Annotated in this window: 14 protein-coding genes and 2 pseudogenes; 10 read left to right on the top strand and 6 right to left on the bottom strand. The window is 61.1% G+C overall.

Annotated elements, in window-relative coordinates; translation table 11 throughout:
* Position 1: 1 nt before the first annotated feature.
* The 3 genes from NKI54_RS27620 to NKI54_RS27610 form a co-directional block, all read right to left on the bottom strand.
* Positions 2-1117: an amino acid ABC transporter permease gene (locus NKI54_RS27620; RefSeq protein WP_352692755.1), complete on the bottom strand. Its 1116-nt coding sequence runs from the start codon at positions 1115-1117 to the stop codon at positions 2-4.
* A gap of 70 nt (positions 1118-1187) precedes the next feature.
* Positions 1188-2222 carry a transporter substrate-binding domain-containing protein gene (locus NKI54_RS27615; RefSeq protein WP_352692754.1) on the bottom strand — a complete coding sequence of 345 codons (1035 nt, stop codon included), beginning with the start codon at positions 2220-2222 and terminating at the stop codon, positions 1188-1190.
* A 27-nt stretch (positions 2223-2249) separates the two neighbouring features.
* Complete coding sequence (locus NKI54_RS27610; protein WP_352692753.1) at positions 2250-3464, bottom strand: trans-sulfuration enzyme family protein; 1215 nt, start codon at positions 3462-3464, stop codon at positions 2250-2252.
* 80 nt (positions 3465-3544) lie between these two features.
* On the opposite strand from NKI54_RS27610, the gene NKI54_RS27605 reads away from it, so the two are divergent.
* The 3 genes and pseudogenes from NKI54_RS27605 to NKI54_RS27595 all read left to right on the top strand — a co-directional run bounded on the left by NKI54_RS27605 (position 3545) and on the right by NKI54_RS27595 (position 5989).
* Positions 3545-4441, top strand: a complete 897-nt coding sequence (locus NKI54_RS27605) for a LysR family transcriptional regulator (protein WP_352692752.1) — start codon at positions 3545-3547, stop codon at positions 4439-4441.
* A 52-nt stretch (positions 4442-4493) separates the two neighbouring features.
* A pseudogene (locus NKI54_RS27600) lies at positions 4494-5198 on the top strand (IS6 family transposase).
* Positions 5199-5668: 470 nt separating this feature from the next.
* The gene (locus tag NKI54_RS27595) at positions 5669-5989 is read left to right on the top strand and encodes a hypothetical protein (protein WP_352692750.1); all 321 of its coding nucleotides are present in this window, start codon (positions 5669-5671) and stop codon (positions 5987-5989) included.
* A 134-nt stretch (positions 5990-6123) separates the two neighbouring features.
* Here the strand turns inward: NKI54_RS27595 and NKI54_RS27590 are convergent, their stop codons facing one another.
* Complete coding sequence (locus NKI54_RS27590) at positions 6124-6414, bottom strand: hypothetical protein (RefSeq protein ID WP_023722481.1); 291 nt, start codon at positions 6412-6414, stop codon at positions 6124-6126.
* A gap of 195 nt (positions 6415-6609) precedes the next feature.
* Between NKI54_RS27590 and NKI54_RS27585 the strand changes: the two genes are divergently transcribed.
* The 3 genes from NKI54_RS27585 (at position 6610) to NKI54_RS27575 (ending at position 11386) form a co-directional block, all read left to right on the top strand.
* Positions 6610-8049, top strand: a complete 1440-nt coding sequence (locus tag NKI54_RS27585; RefSeq protein WP_352692749.1) for a LuxR C-terminal-related transcriptional regulator — start codon at positions 6610-6612, stop codon at positions 8047-8049.
* A gap of 564 nt (positions 8050-8613) precedes the next feature.
* On the top strand, positions 8614-10386 hold the full coding sequence (locus NKI54_RS27580) for an adenylate/guanylate cyclase domain-containing protein (RefSeq protein WP_352692748.1): 1773 nt from the start codon (positions 8614-8616) through the stop codon (positions 10384-10386).
* Between the two features lie 55 nt (positions 10387-10441).
* Positions 10442-11386 (top strand): NAD(P)-dependent oxidoreductase, encoded by a 945-nt coding sequence (locus NKI54_RS27575; protein WP_352457236.1) that lies wholly within the window; start codon positions 10442-10444, stop codon positions 11384-11386.
* 304 nt (positions 11387-11690) lie between these two features.
* Here the strand turns inward: NKI54_RS27575 and NKI54_RS27570 are convergent, their stop codons facing one another.
* Positions 11691-11912, bottom strand: coding sequence for a hypothetical protein (locus tag NKI54_RS27570; RefSeq protein WP_352692747.1), 222 nt, complete (start codon positions 11910-11912; stop codon positions 11691-11693).
* Positions 11881-12531, bottom strand: a complete 651-nt coding sequence (locus NKI54_RS27565; RefSeq protein WP_352692746.1) for a class I SAM-dependent methyltransferase — start codon at positions 12529-12531, stop codon at positions 11881-11883. The genes NKI54_RS27570 and NKI54_RS27565 overlap by 32 nt, the downstream gene beginning before the upstream one ends.
* A 434-nt stretch (positions 12532-12965) precedes the next feature.
* Between NKI54_RS27565 and NKI54_RS27560 the strand changes: the two genes are divergently transcribed.
* From NKI54_RS27560 to cysT, 4 genes and pseudogenes are all read left to right on the top strand, one after another.
* Positions 12966-13190, top strand: coding sequence for a M15 family metallopeptidase domain-containing protein (locus tag NKI54_RS27560; RefSeq protein WP_352579813.1), 225 nt, complete (start codon positions 12966-12968; stop codon positions 13188-13190).
* A 28-nt stretch (positions 13191-13218) separates the two neighbouring features.
* The gene (locus NKI54_RS27555) at positions 13219-13326 is read left to right on the top strand and encodes a M15 family metallopeptidase (RefSeq protein ID WP_023722474.1); all 108 of its coding nucleotides are present in this window, start codon (positions 13219-13221) and stop codon (positions 13324-13326) included.
* Positions 13327-13569: 243 nt separating this feature from the next.
* Positions 13570-14598 (top strand): sulfate ABC transporter substrate-binding protein, encoded by a 1029-nt coding sequence (locus NKI54_RS27550; RefSeq protein WP_023722473.1) that lies wholly within the window; start codon positions 13570-13572, stop codon positions 14596-14598.
* A 12-nt stretch (positions 14599-14610) separates the two neighbouring features.
* A pseudogene (cysT, locus tag NKI54_RS27545) lies at positions 14611-15387 on the top strand (sulfate ABC transporter permease subunit CysT); the annotation flags it as partial.

Raw genomic sequence — 15387 nt, 5'->3', positions numbered from 1 at the left:
TTCAGCGCTCCACGATGGCGATGCGACGGTTGTACCAATTGGCCGCGCTCGAGAGGCTCAGGTTGAGGGCGAGATAGACGCCGAGGATGATGAATACGCCCTCGATCGAATGGCTGGACTTGCTGATGATGGTGTTCATGACCGCAAGGAAGTCCGGATAGCCGACCGCGATCGCCAGCGTCGAATTCTTGACGACGTTGATGTATTGGCTGTTGAGCGGCGGGACGATCACCCGCAGCATCTGCGGGATGATGATCAGACGCAATATTTTGCCGCGTGGCAGGCCGAGCGAATGACCTGCATCCCACTGACCGCGGCCGACCGAAAGCACGCCGCCACGCACGATCTCGGCGACGAAGCCGGTGGTGTAGATGGTCAGCCCGATGAGGATGGTGCTGAGTTCGGGCGTCAGGTCCTTGCCGCCTTTGAAGTTCGACCCAGTGAAGGTCGGCCAGTCGACGGAGAACTTCGCATCGGCAAGCCAGAGCCCGGCAATGCCAACCGCGAGGATCGCCGGCGCGGTCAGCGGTGGCAGCCATCCTCGTCTCGCCGCCGCCCAGCCAGCGGCCGCCAGTGCCAGGGCGAGAGCAATGACGAGCAATCCCGCGGTGGCGACGTCCATGCTGACGGCCGGCACCACAAAGCCGCGCATGGAGGCGTAAACGCCTGGCAGCGGATTGAGCGCTTCGCCGACCGGCGGCAGCACCTTCCACCACAGCGAGTAGAGAAAGATCAGAAGCACGATCGGCGGTGAATTGCGTGCAACCTCCACCCATACGCGGCAGGTGCCCGCCGCCAGGGGATTGCTGCTCAGCCGGGTGATGCCGACGACGAGGCCGAGCGCGGATGAAAAGACGATGACGACCGCGGAGACGAAGACCGTATTGGCGAGCCCCGTCGCGATCGCCCAGTAATAGGGGTCCCGCGACTTGTAAGTGAGGATTGCTTCGGAGATGACGATCCTTGACGGCATCGTCAGGAAATCGAAGCCGATCGGGATGCCGCGTGCCCTGAGATTGGCGAAAGTCGTGCTGACGAGCAGGGCAGCGAAAGCGGCAACCGCGGCGGCCAGGGCACACTGGATGATGATCGATCTGGTCCTGGCGTCGCTCAGCATGTCGACCTCGACGGTTCGCGGCGTTGGCAGGGAAGGGGAGCGCCGGGCCCGTTCCCCTCCATCATGCGGCTCAATCCCAAGGGAAAGGATAGTTGAGGCCCCCGTCCTTCCACAACGCGTTCAGGCCGCGTTCGACCTTTAGCGGGCTGTCCTTGCCGAGATTGCGGTCCCAGATCTCGGCGTAGTTGCCCATTTGCTTGATGACGTTGTAGGCCCACTTGTCGTCCAATCCGAGCGGCTTGCCGAAACCGGGCTCCTCACCCAGCACGCGTTTGACTTCCGGACTGCCCGAGGCAAGCTTTTCATCGATGTTCTGCGAGGTGATGCCGTTGGCCTCGGCCCAGAACAGGGCATTCAATGTCCAGCGCACGACGTCGAAGAGTTGATCGTCGCCGCGGGCGACCGCGACGCCATTGGGTTCGGCGGCTTTGCCGACCTTGATGATGTCGTAGTCGTCGGGGTTCTTGGCCACCGAGGCACGCTGTCCGGCTGCCGCGGTGCCGTCGGTGACGTATGAATCGCAGCGGCCGCCGAAGAAGGCGTCGCGCGCCTGAATGGTCGAGTCGTAATAGACTTTCTCCATCGCGATCCCGAACTCTTCCTCGGTTTCCTCGATCGCTTTCTCGGTCAGGCTGCCACCGCCTTGCAGGCAAACGGTCTTTCCGTCCAGCAGTTTGGGCTCGGTAATATTGTCGGCCTTGCGCACGAGCATGCCGTCCGTGTCGTAGAGATTGATCCAGACGAAGCGGACAACCGTATCGCGACTGTAGGTGATCGTGGATGTGCGCGACAGAACGTCGATTTCCCCAGTCTGCAGCGCAGCAAAACGCTGGCCTGCGTTAAGCGGCACGTAACGGATCTTGTCTCTGTCGCCGAGGATGGCGACCGCGAAAGTGCGGCAGATATCGGAATCGAAGCCGCGATAATACCCCTTCTCGTCGGGCCGGGAGAGACCGGGCACGCCCTGGCTGGCGCCGCAGCTGACATAGCCGCGCTCCTTGATCTTGTTGATTACCGCCTGCGCGCTGGCGTCCACGGCGCCCGTAGTCAGGCTGGCCAATCCTATCGCCAGACCCGTGAGCCATTTCAAACCTTGATGTTTCATAATCTTCCCCTTCTCGTTGAGTTGTCGTCATTCTGCGGCGTTGACGTCGGCCGCGGCGGTTCCGTTGCGCCGCGCTTCAGCAAAAAATTCGAAGGCCTGAGAAAGGTCGGCCAGAAGATCTTCGAGCGCCTCAAGGCCGATCGACAGGCGCCAGACCGGGCCGGGCTTCAGCCAGTCGAGGCTGGCGCGGCCCTTGCGGGGATCGCTGACGGCAATCAGCGAATGCACGCCGCCCCAGCTTGCGCCGAGCCTGAACAGCCGCAGGCTGCGCAGAACATCGGATTGCAGTGGCGCCAGTTCCGGCCGCAGCACGAAGGAGAACACGCCCGCCGATCCGGCGAAGTCACGCTTCCAGACCGCGTGGCCGGGATGGCCAGGTTCCGCAGGATGCAAGATCTGCGCGACTTCCGGGCGCCCCGACAGCCAGGCGACAATCTTGCGCGCTGTACCGTCGGCGTGGCGCATGCGCACCGGCATCGTCATCAGGCCGCGCTCGCACAGCGCGCAATCCTCGGGCGAGACGCCATAGCCAAGGAAACGCGCTGTATCCTTCAGGCGCCGGAACAGGGCATGGTCATGCACTGCGAGCGAGCCCATCAAGAGGTCGCCGTGGCCGCCGGCGTGTTTGGAAAGCGCCTGCATCGAGATGTCGACGCCATGAGCGAGCGGCTTGAACAGCAGATGCGAGGCCCAGGTGTTGTCGGCCGCAACGAGCGCGCCGGCCTTGTGGGCCGCGGCCGTGATGGCTGGCACATCCTGAACTTCGAAGGTGGCTGAGCCAGGCGATTCTGCCCAGACCAGCCGCGTTCTGCCGTCGATCATGGCCGCGATACTTGCGTCCAGCCGTGGATCGTAGGAAACCGCCTCGATCCCGAGTGGGCCAAGAAAACGCTCGGCCATGTCGCGCGCCGGGCCATAGAGCGTCTCCGGGATCAGAACGCTTTCGCCGCCACGGCAGACAGCCATGGTCGCCAGCGTCATGGCCGCCATGCCCGACGGGACGACGAGAGCCCGCGATCCGCATTCCAACACGGCGATATGATCTTCGAGCTGCCGGCTGGTCGGTGTGCCGTAAAGTCCGTAGCTGAACCCGTCGTACAGACGCTCGACGCGAAGCTCGAACGATTCCAGATCGTCAAAGACAACGGTCGAGGCTCGCTCGACCGGCATCGCCACCGCCTGGAACGGTTCCTCGGAGCGCTTGGGAGGATGGACATGTGAAGTGTCGTCGCGTCGGTTCATGGGCGAAACTTAGCGGGCTCATCCATTGCCATCTATGACCGCAGCGATAAAGTTAATTCGCTTTTGATATGGGCTGCACTATGAACCTGCGCGACATCGATGTCTTCAACGCGATCATGATCACGCGCGGCGCCGGCGCGGCGGCCGCGCTGCTCGACACCTCGCAGCCGGCCATCAGCCGTTCGCTAGCCAAGCTAGAGGCTGAACTCGGCTTCAGGCTTTTCGACCGCATTCGTGGCAGGCTGGTGCCGACACGCGAAGGGGAGTTGTTCCATGCCGAGGTGAAAGCCAACCTGGTCGGGCTCGACCGGCTGAAGCTGCGGGCGGCCCAGATCAAGGAGGTCGGCACCGGTACCATCCGCGTCGCCTCCCTGTCGGCACTCGGGCATGGGCTGGTGCCGCGCGCGATCGTAGCGTTCTCGCACCGGCATCCGCAGGTGCGAATCAGCTATCAGGTCCGCACCTCCAATATCGTGCGCGACCTGGTCGCCTCTGGCAGTTTCGATATCGGGCTCGCGGCCGACGAGGTCGACACCAGCGGCGTGCTGCACAGCGTCTTCACCACACCGCGCGCCGTCTGCGTGATGCCGAAGAACCACCGGCTGGCGCGGAAGCAGATAATCACACCGGCCGATCTCGCCGACGAGGCCTTCCTGGCATTGTCGCCGGAAGATACGGCTCGGCTTGCGATGGACAAGATCCTGGCCGCGCATGGGGTGCGGCCGCGCATCCTGATCGAAACGCCCTACGGCCTGACCATCGCCATCCTCGCAGCGAAGGGCATGGGGATCGGCTTGGTCAATCCTTCCGTCATTGCGGACGGCATGATCGGCAGTATTTTGGCCAGGCCATTCGAGCCAGCCGTCAATTTCCGCGCGCTACTCCTGCGCCCGCCGGACGGCATCAATTCGACTTTGATCACCGACTTCATTGGCGAACTCTATGCCGCTCGCAATATGCTATCGAGCGAGGCCTAGGGGCGTTGTCACGGCAACCGCGTGTCAGGGATCGCTGCGATAGATGCTGGGGATGAACACTTCGCAGATCAGCTACAAACGGCATCGGTTCCCACCCGAGATCATCGCCCACGCGGTGTGGCTGTATTATCGATTTCCGCTGAGCCTGCGTCCATGTCGAAGAAATGCTGCTGGAGCGCGGCATTGTCGTTTCCTACGAGACGATCCGTCGGTGGGGAAAGAAGTTCAGGCTGGACTACGCTCGGCGCCTGCGCCGCAAGCAGCCCAGTCGAAATGATATCTGGCACCTCGACGAAGTCGCCATCACGATCGCCGGCAAGAAGCATTGGTTATGGCGGGCCGTCAACCAGGACGGCTATGTGCTCGACGAGATCGTCCAGACCCGGCGCAACACCAAGGCCGCCAGGCGCTTGCTGACACGGCTGTTGAAAAAGCAGGGCCAGGTGCCGAAGCGCATGATCACCGACAAGCTCGGCTCCTATGGAGCACGCGGCGTCAAGTCATGCCGGGCGTCGAGCACCGGTCGCACAAGGGCTTGAACAACAGAGCGGAGAATTCGCATGTGCCACTGCGAAAACGAGAGCGGATGATGCAAGGCTTTCGATCACCGGGGAGCCTCCAGCGTTTCGTCTCGACCTTCTCTGCAGTCCGCAATCTCTTCGTCCCGCCCCGTTCAAAACGCGCCCCCTTTCAGATCCATCTTCACCGCCTGAATGCCATGGCGCAATGGAAAGCTGCTGCCGGCGTGATCGCCTGAAATCATTCTCAAAAGTCACAACGACAGCCCATCTCCTTTATGTGACATCACCGCCGACGCAGGTCCGTAGCAGTACTTGTGCAAGAGATCATCGATTCAGGGTGGCGGCATCGGCCTGCACTGAGTGTGCGCAAGTACGCGATCAGGTCGACCCGTTCGGTCTCGTCCGAGATACCAGGTATCCCCATCTTAACGCCCGGCGTGGTGAGCATGGGCCCGAAGAGATATCTGTTCAGGTCCTCTTACGTCCACACGCCTTCCCAGCCGAGCAAAGCGTCGGAGTAACGCATTTTTGCCATGGATGCCTTATCGCGGCCGACGACGCCACAAGTTCGGTCCGTTTTGTTCCCTCCCAGTGGCTCGGCATTGTGGCAACGGTCACACGCGCGGGTGAAGTAGGTCCGGCCCTTCTCGACATCGGCAGAAGCCAACTTCGTTGAGATCGGGGCCGGCGTTGGCAAGACGACGCCGTGCGACATGAGATAGTCGGCAACTTCGCGTTGCCCCTGGCGTTTTGCCAGATGGAGTGGTGTCTTGGCGCCGGGCTCGACTGTGCGGTCATGCAGCGCGTGCCAAGGGTATCCGAGGCGCTGCAATTGCTACGCGGCTATCTCTGCACACTCGAAAAGCATCCACTCAACGGTTCTGCGGAAGCCCGTGAGATCATCCGCCGGCACATCTTCGATCTCGTTTTGCTCGCCATCACACCGCACGGCTCTTTGGGACAGACCAGTATGAGCGCGGTCGTCGCCGCGCGCCTGGCCGCCATAGTCGACTACATCACGGATTGACGGCAATCGTGGCATTCGCTCGCTCCGCGTCCGGCGGATTGGCGGCAGCGCCAGCTAAAGACGAGTAACGAAGGCCGCGGGGTGCGATTACCGATGAAGGCACGCCGTGATCAAAGACCCGATCCGGAGAAACGTCACTGCGAAGCACTTTCCGATACATCGGGCACGATGATGTAGCCCTGATCGATCAGTTGCAGCCTCGTTTCCTCGAAATGCCGCTTGAAGCCGCTCTTGATTTGCTCGGGTGGGTATCGCCAGCCATTCGCATAGGCACGGCGCAAGAGATCGGAATAGACGCGGTCGCTGGCAAGCCTTACCGCTTCTATGGAGATTGGCGTTCCCACTGGCGTCGTTTCGCCGGAGAGACTTGGCGCGGTCGAAAGAGCCAGCACCAGCATGCCGGCGACTGCGGATGACTTTCTCATGGATGCCTCCTGACATTTTGCCTGGCCTGGACAGTGAACCGGGCAACGTGTTGTGGATCCGTGGATGCTAGGAGCGGCAACGACTTGGCGGGATCGTACAGATGGAGTGTTTTTGGTGCCGCATCTGTAGTATTTTCGCTGTGTCGCGAAATCGGTACGTTCCCGACCATACGCGCCGCGGATCGGAATGACGCAATGCTTGACGCAGTCGGCAATCCTCTGACCGGGCTTTCGGACCGGGAGCGGGTGGTCGCTGCGAAATTCGCCGAAGGCATGACCTATCGTGAGATCGGCGCGACGCTGTTCATCGCGCCGACCACCGTTCGAACCCATCTGTCGGTGGTCTATCGAAAGCTTGGCGTTAGCAGCAAAGTGGCGTTGGCAAGCCTGCTCTCGAGTGAGAGCCGGCAAGAGTCCGGACAAGCTCGTTTCGAGGGTCTGTCGCCCGGCGGCTCCGGGCCACCGGTCATCGCGGTCCTGCCCTTTGAAAATTTGAGCTCGGACGAGCGTTGGGGAAGGCTTGCCGACGGTTTGTCCGCCGATATTATTGTCGATCTCGCGCGTTACTCCGCCCTTGCGGTGATTGCCCGCCAGACGATGCTGATGTTCAAGGGAAGGCGCGATGATCTGCGCTCCATCGGTCGGGGGTTGAATGCCGACTATTTGCTCGAAGGGAGCCTTCAGGCTACCGGCGAGCAGTTCCGCATTTCGGTGCAGCTTGTCGATGTGAGGAGTGGTGCCGGTCTTTGGGCGGCGCGATACGATCAATCGGCCGACAATCTGTTTGCTACGCAAGACATGGTCACCGAGAACGTCGTCAATGTCCTTGTCAGCTGCTGCGGCAAGCTTGCCCACCTTGGACGGGATGTCATCCGGCGCAAGCCGCCCGCCAGCCTGGGTGCCTATGACTACTATCTGCTCGGCGTCGAACAGCACAATGTGTTCACCCGCACCTCGAACGTGGAAGCAATCCGTCTCTTGTCGCGCGCAGTCGAACTCGACCCGGGGCTGGCGCGAGCCTGGTTGACGTTGGGATTTTCTTACGCCGTCGAAGCCTGGTACGCGAGTAATCCATCCGTCTCGCTGGAACGCTGGTACTCGTGCATGGAACAAGCTCTTTTGCTCGATCCGGGAGACAGCATGGCCCGTCAGGGCATGGCCGACATTCGCGCGGCGCGAGGCGACTTGGGAGCCGCTGCCGAGGAACTCGATCGCGCTTTGGCCGCCGCTCCAGACGATGCCGATACGCTGGCGATGATTGCCGGAAGCCGAGCACTGGTGACAGGTGATCCGCAGCAGGGCTGCATGTTGATCCAGAGGGCTCTACGTCTCAACCCGCTAGCTCCGCTCTGGTACTTCAGCATGCTTGGTCGCACGAATTTCGTGGTCGGGCGCTACCGGGAGAGCGTCGTGGCGTTCCAGCAGAGCCCGCCCGACTCGCCGGCCACCCTGTTGTTCCAGTCGATGGGACATGCGATGCTCGACGAAGTACCACAGGCCGCGAAGATCGCCGCCCGATTGGCGAGCGAATTCCCCGGCTTTACCGTCGAGGTGTTCATCAGAACCTATCCGGTCACCAATCCGCCCGCGCTTGTCGCCATCCGCGAAGGTGCACGGCGGGCCGGATTGAGATAGCTTCTCCGCTAGCGCTTGCGGCCGGAGCCAGTTCTTGGATTGCGCTCCATTTCTTGCCAGCTTTCATCGATGAGTGCAAAATCGCACTCGTCAGAAAGACAGTTCTGAAGGCCGCCTGAAGAAGCACTGGAAATGTGGGTCAGGATCGCGACCTTATCGACCGTTCGTCTGTACGTCAGGATTTGGCGCTCCTTTCTCGTTCCAATCGGCGAGAGGGAAGGCAAAAAAACACCCAACCAAGTCGTTTGACGCTCATTTAGGGCGTTCTCGAGGGCGGATGTTCGAACCAGCGGGACGCGCCATTTCGCGCCATTCGAGTCGCGCCTCCTAAGCCGACCTTCACGCACTGGCCAGAGTCGACCCTAAGCAGAAGCTCGCTTGCTCCGGGTCAATTCACGGCCATGACCCAAAGCTGTCATTCCGCCCGTACGTGTCGTAGCTTCTAATGGCTTGCCGATGGGAGGCGTCATATCCGAGCGCCCGATTGCCCTGACATAAGGCGCTGGTATTGTGTAGTTGATTGGGCTCCAAAGCGGAGCCGTCACACGTGGGAGGAGTCCGAGCGTGGTCGAGAGCGCCGTGCAGCGCCGTTTGGCCGCCATACTCGCTGCCGATGTGGTCGGTTACAGCCGGCTCATGGGCCATGACGAGATGGGCACGCTGACTACGCTGAGGGCGCTGCGGGCCGAGCTGGTCAATCCAAAGATCGCCGAACACATGGGTAGGATTTTCAAGGCGACCGGCGATGGGGTTCTGGCTGAGTTCCCCAGCGTTGTTAACGCCGTTGCCTGTGCGGTCGACATCCAGCGGCGGCTGGAGGCGCGCAACGCCGACATGCCAGAGGACCGCGCGATCCGACTGCGGATCGGGGTCAACCTGGGCGATGTCATCGTCGAGGGCGAGGACATCTTCGGAGACGGAGTGAATATTGCGGCTAGGCTTGAGAGCGTCGCCCCGGCCGGTGGCATAGCGGTGTCGGGCACAGTGCGTGACCACCTGGGCAACCGGCTCGATCTGCAGTTCGAGGATATGGGCGAGCAGGCGCTGAAGAACATCGAGCAGCTGGTGCGCGTTTGCCGAGTGCGCCCAGCCGATACCTCTGCCTTGGTGCGTCGCGCACTGTCGCTACCCGATAAGCCGTGGGTCGCCGTCTTGCCGTTTGTCAATAGGAGCGGCGATCCAGAGCAGGAGTACTTCTCCGACGGCATCACAGAGGACATCATTACCGAACTTTCGCGCTTTCGGTCGCTGTCCGTCATCGCCCGCAATTCCTCGTTCACCTACAAGGGACGGACGATGAAGATCCCCGACGTGGCACGCGACTTGGGCGTGACCTATGTACTCGAGGGAAGCGTTCGTCGCGCCGGGAATCGTCTGCGCATAACCGCGCAGCTCATCGACGCTGAGACCGGCAGCCACATCTGGGCGGAGCGCTATGATCGAGAAATTGCCGATATGTTTGCGGTTCAGGACGAGATAACCCAGAGGATCGTGGGCATGCTGGCGGTGGGCCTCGAAGACGATTCCTTGGAACGCGCTAAGCGTAAGCACCCTGAAAACCTCATCGCCTATGACCATTGGTTGCGCGGCAAACATCTCTTGTGGACGGTGGGTCAGAACAATCTTGAAGCGCGCCAACACTTCGAAAAGGCTGCTGCCACAGACCCAAGCTTTTCGCGCGCCTATTCCGGTTTAGCGGTGACCTACCAGATGGAAGCGCTTGATTTGCTAATTGCGGCAGAAGGTAGAGGCGCTTATGACATGGCCTTTGATTGCGCCAAACGGGCCCTCGCGCTCGATGAAGCCGATTATCAAGCCCACATCGCGTTGGCATGGCCTTGCCTCTATCGGGGCGACTATGAGCGCATGAAGAAACATGTGGATCGCGCCATCATGCTCAACCCTAACGATGCCGACAGCCTCGCCAATGCCAGCTACATGCTCGCAATGTATGGAGAAGGGGAAAAGGCGGTTGCCTGCGGCGAAGCGGCAATGCGTCTCAATCCACGATACCCCGATTGGTATATCGCCTTTCAGGCGACTGCCCTATTTACCGCAAGGCGGTATCCCGAGGCCCTAGCCGCGCGGATCAGAGTCCCCGACTACTTTATCGATTCGACTTTTTTCGGCGCAGCTATACTTGCCAAGCTTGATAGGCTTGCCGAGGCAAAGCTATGGGCGGAAAAAGCAGTAGCGAGGCTGAAAGCAAGGCCGGGGGGCGTTGAGCAAGCAGCCAAAGGATGCATCCAGCTTCTGCTCGACAACAACCCATTCCGTCGTCAAGAAGATCGTGATCACTTCGCAGAGGCGATGCGCATGGCTGGCGTGCCCGGATAGCCGCTTCGATCCATTCCGGCTGATGTACGTCGAACAGAGTGTTTAGGAGGTAGTGGTGAAAGCACTCACTTTACTGATGGTGAATGATTACCCCGACTATATCGACGCGGGGGAGTGGGCGCGATCTCTCAAGGCGCGCGTTTCGGGCCTCGACTTCCGGTTATGGCCCCATCACGGCGATCCCGGCGACATTGACTTGGTGCTGATCGATAAGGGTACGCCGCGCAGGTTTTTTGAAGGTATGACGCGATTGCGTGCAGTTGCCTATCTCGGCGCGGGCATAGACGGCTTGCAACTGGGTGAGCTGCCTGCGGGCGTTGGCGTCGTACGTTTGGCGACCCGCGAACTTGCCTCTGAGGTTGTGCAGTACATTGTTCTCAGAGTACTGTGCCGGCAACGCCATGTCGTTGAATATGCTCTCCAACAGACCCAGAAGAGATGGCGCCCGATCGCGCCACGGAAGACCAGCGAGACCCGCATCGTTATCCTTGGGGCTGGGCGTATCGGTGGATGGGCCGCGCGACTCTTCGCCGAGCTGGGATATCGCACGGCGGCATGGTCCCGCAACCCTAAGCAAATCGCCGATGTGGCCTGTTACGCTGGTGCCCCAGCGCTTAAGGAGGCCTTGGCTGAACGAGACTTCGTCGTGTGCGCGCTGCCGCTGACCACCGAAACTCGAGGAATACTTAATTCCGAAACTTTCCGTCTGATGAAGCGCGGCGCCTACCTCGTTAATGTCGGACGCGGAGCACACGTCGACGAGGCTGCACTTCTGCACGCCATTGACGCTGGGCAACTGTCAGGCGCCTGCCTCGATGTTTTTACCTCGGAACCGCTCGACCAGGCGAGTCCGCTATGGGCCCATCCGAAGGTGACCATCACACCACATGTGGCAAGCTATTGGGTCGATTCGGGCATAGCGCAGGTGGCAGGTCTGTGCGAGCAGATCAAGTTGGGCAATGACATCACCAATCTCGTAAATCTTGAGCGGGGCTACTAAGGGCCCGTATGGCAATAACTGCTTCAGTTCCTTGACGGGATTCGGCCAATTGCCGCGGCCTAATGAATCTAATCGATTCGAAAATTTCTGTACGGACCCTAAGTGCGGGCTAAGAATCCACTCTTAGTCCGTTAATGGCGCTGCCTGCTCGTTCCGCTCGAGGAGACAGACGGCAGAGAACCACCCAACCAAGCCGCACTGGCGGCTGCTGAGTAGGCGAAGTCCGCATCGCCTCGATCGCGCCAAGAGCGGACATGCGCCTTAGTCGTTCGTGAGAGGCAGCCGCCCAGTGTCATGGCTAGCTCTAGGCGTGCGACCAGGCGCCCACTTCCGAGCGGCTCACGATCACGCTACCCGCCTCGATTTCGCGCTGCATGCGCTGTTCCAAAGTCTCAATATCGACCTCAGCGGCCGTCGCAACGCCCCGGCTCTGGATTTCCGGCAGCATCGTGACAATGAGTTCGGCGGTCTGGTGTGACCAGTCGAAGCCGCCATTAGTTCCCCCAACAACCGCCTCCATGTGCATTGAGGGGCGCGGTCAATCCAGCCGCGCGGAATGCCGCATCGAGCTTGATACCCATATTGGTCTCGATACCGCTGCGCCGGAACGTCTCGACGATCCATCGACAGCAGTGGTCGTAGGTCGGCGCCGGCGGGCTGGATCGACAGCCGTCCCAATCCGGCTCATGGAAGACGATGGTCCCTCCAGGCCGGAGATGACGAGCGACGCCACGCAGCATGGCCACAGGATCGGCTTGAAACATCAGAACGTAGCGGCCGATCACGGCGTCGAACGGTCGGTCGAACGAAAGTGCCGCGGGATCGCCTTCACGGAAGCTGACATTCTGGATTGGATGCGCCGCCGCGCGCCGCTCCGCCGCCGCCAGGGCCGCTGGAGCCCGATCTGCGCCAATGACCTGACCTCCGCTGCCAATCATCTCGGAAACCAGGAATGTAACGTCACCCGCGCCACAGCCCACGTCGAGCACGCGCATCGCGGGGCTCATGCCCGCAGAGAGCAAGATTTTTCGCGTGATCGGGTTAATGATGCCCGCCTGATGGCTGAGACGCCTGATCTCGCGATCGGAATGGACGAGAATATACGGGACGTGAACGTCGGCACCAGCGCCACCGGCGACTTCCATGGCCTGCCTCCCCTCATACGACTGTTCCCCAAATGGGGCATCGTGCTGGTCGACGACTATGCGCCGATGCGGCAGCCAGTCAACGAGACTCGCTGTCCACCTCAATGCGAATGTCGCTTCAGGGTCACGACCGCCGGTTCCGCTAAAGGTCAGCTTTCGGGCCGCCAAATCGCCCCGGGAAGGGTGGGTTCGGGTCATCGGCGTGAATTCGCCCTCGACGAACGAACTTCCGCTCGGGGTCGTCTTTGCCCGTTGGCGCGCTGTCGCAAATTTGGGCGCCGCCGCATCACGATTGGACCCTCAATCTTTCGCCATTCAACTCTGCTTTCCCCCCCTAGCAACCGCGGCGCAGTGTTGCCATGCGTGCGTAATATGCGCAGTCCAATTGGGGTCGTCCTTGGTGAGTGCAGCGGACGTCAATACGGGCAGCCATCGTGACATCAAGCGCCAAGGATCTCATCGCCAAGGGCTATATCGGCGAACTGTCCACCCATTCGCGCGGATCGACAGTCGAGGTCGCGATCGCGCGGACCGACCACAAGAGCGCGCCGAAACCGGCCTGCGGCGCGACCGATGTCGATATGCTCGATTTCGGCACTGGCTTCGAGTGTTCGACCCGGCGAGCGAAACGGCTCACCGACCGCTCGCCAGTGAAGTAGCGGCAAACGCGAAAGACTTGTCGAGGCGATGCGCGCCGGCGGCTTCAACAATTATGCCCGCGAATGGTGGCACTTCACGCTGGAAAACGAGCCGTTTCCAAGAGAACGCTTCAACTTTCCCGTCGGCGCCGAGTAGCTCCGCCGGCCACCGTGGGATGAAACCCTCGTTGACCCTGCGCGGCCATTGCCGAAGGGCTGGCGGTTTCTAATTATCGCCTCCGGGAGCCCAGGATCCCGAGTCACGCTGTGTGAGGAAAAACATTCCTCATTTAGAGTAAAATAGGCGAAAAATTGCTTCACTAGGCCAAAAAAGGCAACAGTGAATGCATCTAAATTCTATCAATTCGGTAGATTTGGCGCGAGTTCAACGGAGGCGGAAATGACCAAACCTCATTTCAGGAAACTGCTCGGCGCGCTGGTCGCCACATCTGTCCAGTTCGGCACGCTCGGTTTCGCGTTTGCCGATACCACCATTCTCAACGTGTCCTATGACCCGACGCGTGAGCTCTACAAGCAATTCGACCAGGCCTTCGCCGCTCACTGGGAGGGCGAGACGGGCGAGACCGTCACCGTCCAGCAGTCGCATGGCGGATCCGGCGCCCAGGCGCGCGCCGTGATCGACGGCCTCGACGCCGACGTGGTGACGCTGGGGCTGCAAGGCGACATCGACGCGATCGTCTCGAAAACGAAGAAGATCAATCCCGACTGGCGGACGAAGTTCGAGAACAATTCGGCTCCTTATACCTCGACCATCGTCCTCCTCGTCCGCAAGGGCAACCCGAAGGGCATTCACGATTTTGGCGATCTCACAAAGGACAGCGTCCAGGTGATCACGTCCAATCCCAAGACCTCCGGTGGTGGCCGGTGGGCCTACCTCGCGGCCTGGGCCTGGGCCAACACCAACGATGGCGGCGACGAGGCCAAGACCAAGGAATTCGTCGGCAACCTCTATTCCCATGTTCCGGTGCTTGACACCGGCGCGCGTGGCTCTACCGTGACCTTCGCGCAAAAGGGCCTTGGCGACGTGCTGATCGCCTGGGAAAACGAGGCCTATCTGGCGCTGGACGAGTTCGGCGCCGATCAGTTCGAAATCGTCATCCCGCCGACCTCGATCCTCGCCGAACCGCCGGTCGCCGTTGTCGACGCCAATGTCGATGCCAAGGGCACACGCAAAGTTGCCGAAGCCTATCTGGGCTATCTCTATTCCAAGGAAGGCCAGACGATCATCGCCAAGAACCACTACCGTCCGGCGAAGCCCGACCTGGTGCCTGCGGAGGATCTCGCCAAACTGCCGGAAATCAAGCGGATCAGCATCGACGATCCAATTTTCGGCGGATGGACGAAGGCGCAGCCTTACCATTTCGGCGACGGTGGTATATTCGACCAGATCTACAAGCCAGCGCAGTAAGATAAAATCTAGATCCGGACGACACCCGCCAAGGCGGGGTGGCGGTTCAGACAGCCGAGCGTCATTCCGGGTTTCGGATTGACGCTCGGCTTCTCGCTTGCCTACCTCACGCCATCATCCTCATCCCCCTCTCAGGGTTGGTCTGGCGATCGGCGGCGCTCGGCTGGACCGACTTCTGGGCGATCGTCACCGATCGCCGTACCATCAACGCGCTTAAAATCAGCTTCGGTACCGCCTTCATTGCCGCCGCCGTCAACGTCGTCTTCGGCACGATCGTCGCCTGGGTGCTGGTGCGCTACAGCTTTCCCGGCCGCCGCATCGTCGATGCCATGGTCGACCTGCCCTTCGCGCTGCCGACGGCGGTCGCCGACATCGCGCTGACCGCGCTCTACGCGCCGAATGGCTGGGTCGGCAGCCTATTGGCGCCGCTCGGCATCAAGGTCGCGTATACGCCGCTCGGCATCGTCATCGCGCTGATCTTCATCGGCCTGCCTTTCGTCGTGCGCACCGTCCAGCCGATCATGGAGGAGATCGACAAGGAGGTCGAGGAAGTGGCCGCCACCCTTGGCGCCAACCGCTTCCAGATCATCGCCCGGGTTCTGCTTCCGGGCCTCGCGCCAGCCATTGTCACCGGCTTCGCGCTGGCCTTCGCGCGCGGCGTCGGCGAGTACGGTTCCGTCATCTTCATCGCCGGCAACCTGCCGTTCAAATCCGAGATCGCGCCGCTTCTGATCGTCATCCGGCTGGAGGAATATAATTACGCCGCGGCGACCGCGATAGCGGCGATCA

The organism is Mesorhizobium sp. M0663, assembly GCF_040320585.1.
In the GTDB taxonomy this organism is placed as follows: Bacteria; Pseudomonadota; Alphaproteobacteria; order Rhizobiales; family Rhizobiaceae; genus Mesorhizobium.
Note: the sequence above shows the minus strand (reverse complement) of the source record. Positions and strands in the feature narration are given on the sequence as shown.

Excerpts from the sequence above, each read along its gene's own strand:
- NKI54_RS27555 (WP_023722474.1), top strand. The coding sequence starts at position 13,219 with ATGCGCGCCGGCGGCTTCAACAATTATGCCCGCGAATGGTGGCACTTC.
- NKI54_RS27565 (WP_352692746.1), bottom strand. The coding sequence starts at position 12,531 with ATGGAAGTCGCCGGTGGCGCTGGTGCCGACGTTCACGTCCCGTATATT.
- NKI54_RS27615 (WP_352692754.1), bottom strand. The coding sequence starts at position 2,222 with ATGAAACATCAAGGTTTGAAATGGCTCACGGGTCTGGCGATAGGATTG.
- NKI54_RS27610 (WP_352692753.1), bottom strand. The coding sequence starts at position 3,464 with ATGAACCGACGCGACGACACTTCACATGTCCATCCTCCCAAGCGCTCC.
- NKI54_RS27620 (WP_352692755.1), bottom strand. The coding sequence starts at position 1,117 with ATGCTGAGCGACGCCAGGACCAGATCGATCATCATCCAGTGTGCCCTG.
- NKI54_RS27570 (WP_352692747.1), bottom strand. The coding sequence starts at position 11,912 with ATGCACATGGAGGCGGTTGTTGGGGGAACTAATGGCGGCTTCGACTGG.
- NKI54_RS27550 (WP_023722473.1), top strand. The coding sequence starts at position 13,570 with ATGACCAAACCTCATTTCAGGAAACTGCTCGGCGCGCTGGTCGCCACA.
- NKI54_RS27585 (WP_352692749.1), top strand. The coding sequence starts at position 6,610 with ATGCTTGACGCAGTCGGCAATCCTCTGACCGGGCTTTCGGACCGGGAG.
- NKI54_RS27590 (WP_023722481.1), bottom strand. The coding sequence starts at position 6,414 with ATGAGAAAGTCATCCGCAGTCGCCGGCATGCTGGTGCTGGCTCTTTCG.
- NKI54_RS27605 (WP_352692752.1), top strand. The coding sequence starts at position 3,545 with ATGAACCTGCGCGACATCGATGTCTTCAACGCGATCATGATCACGCGC.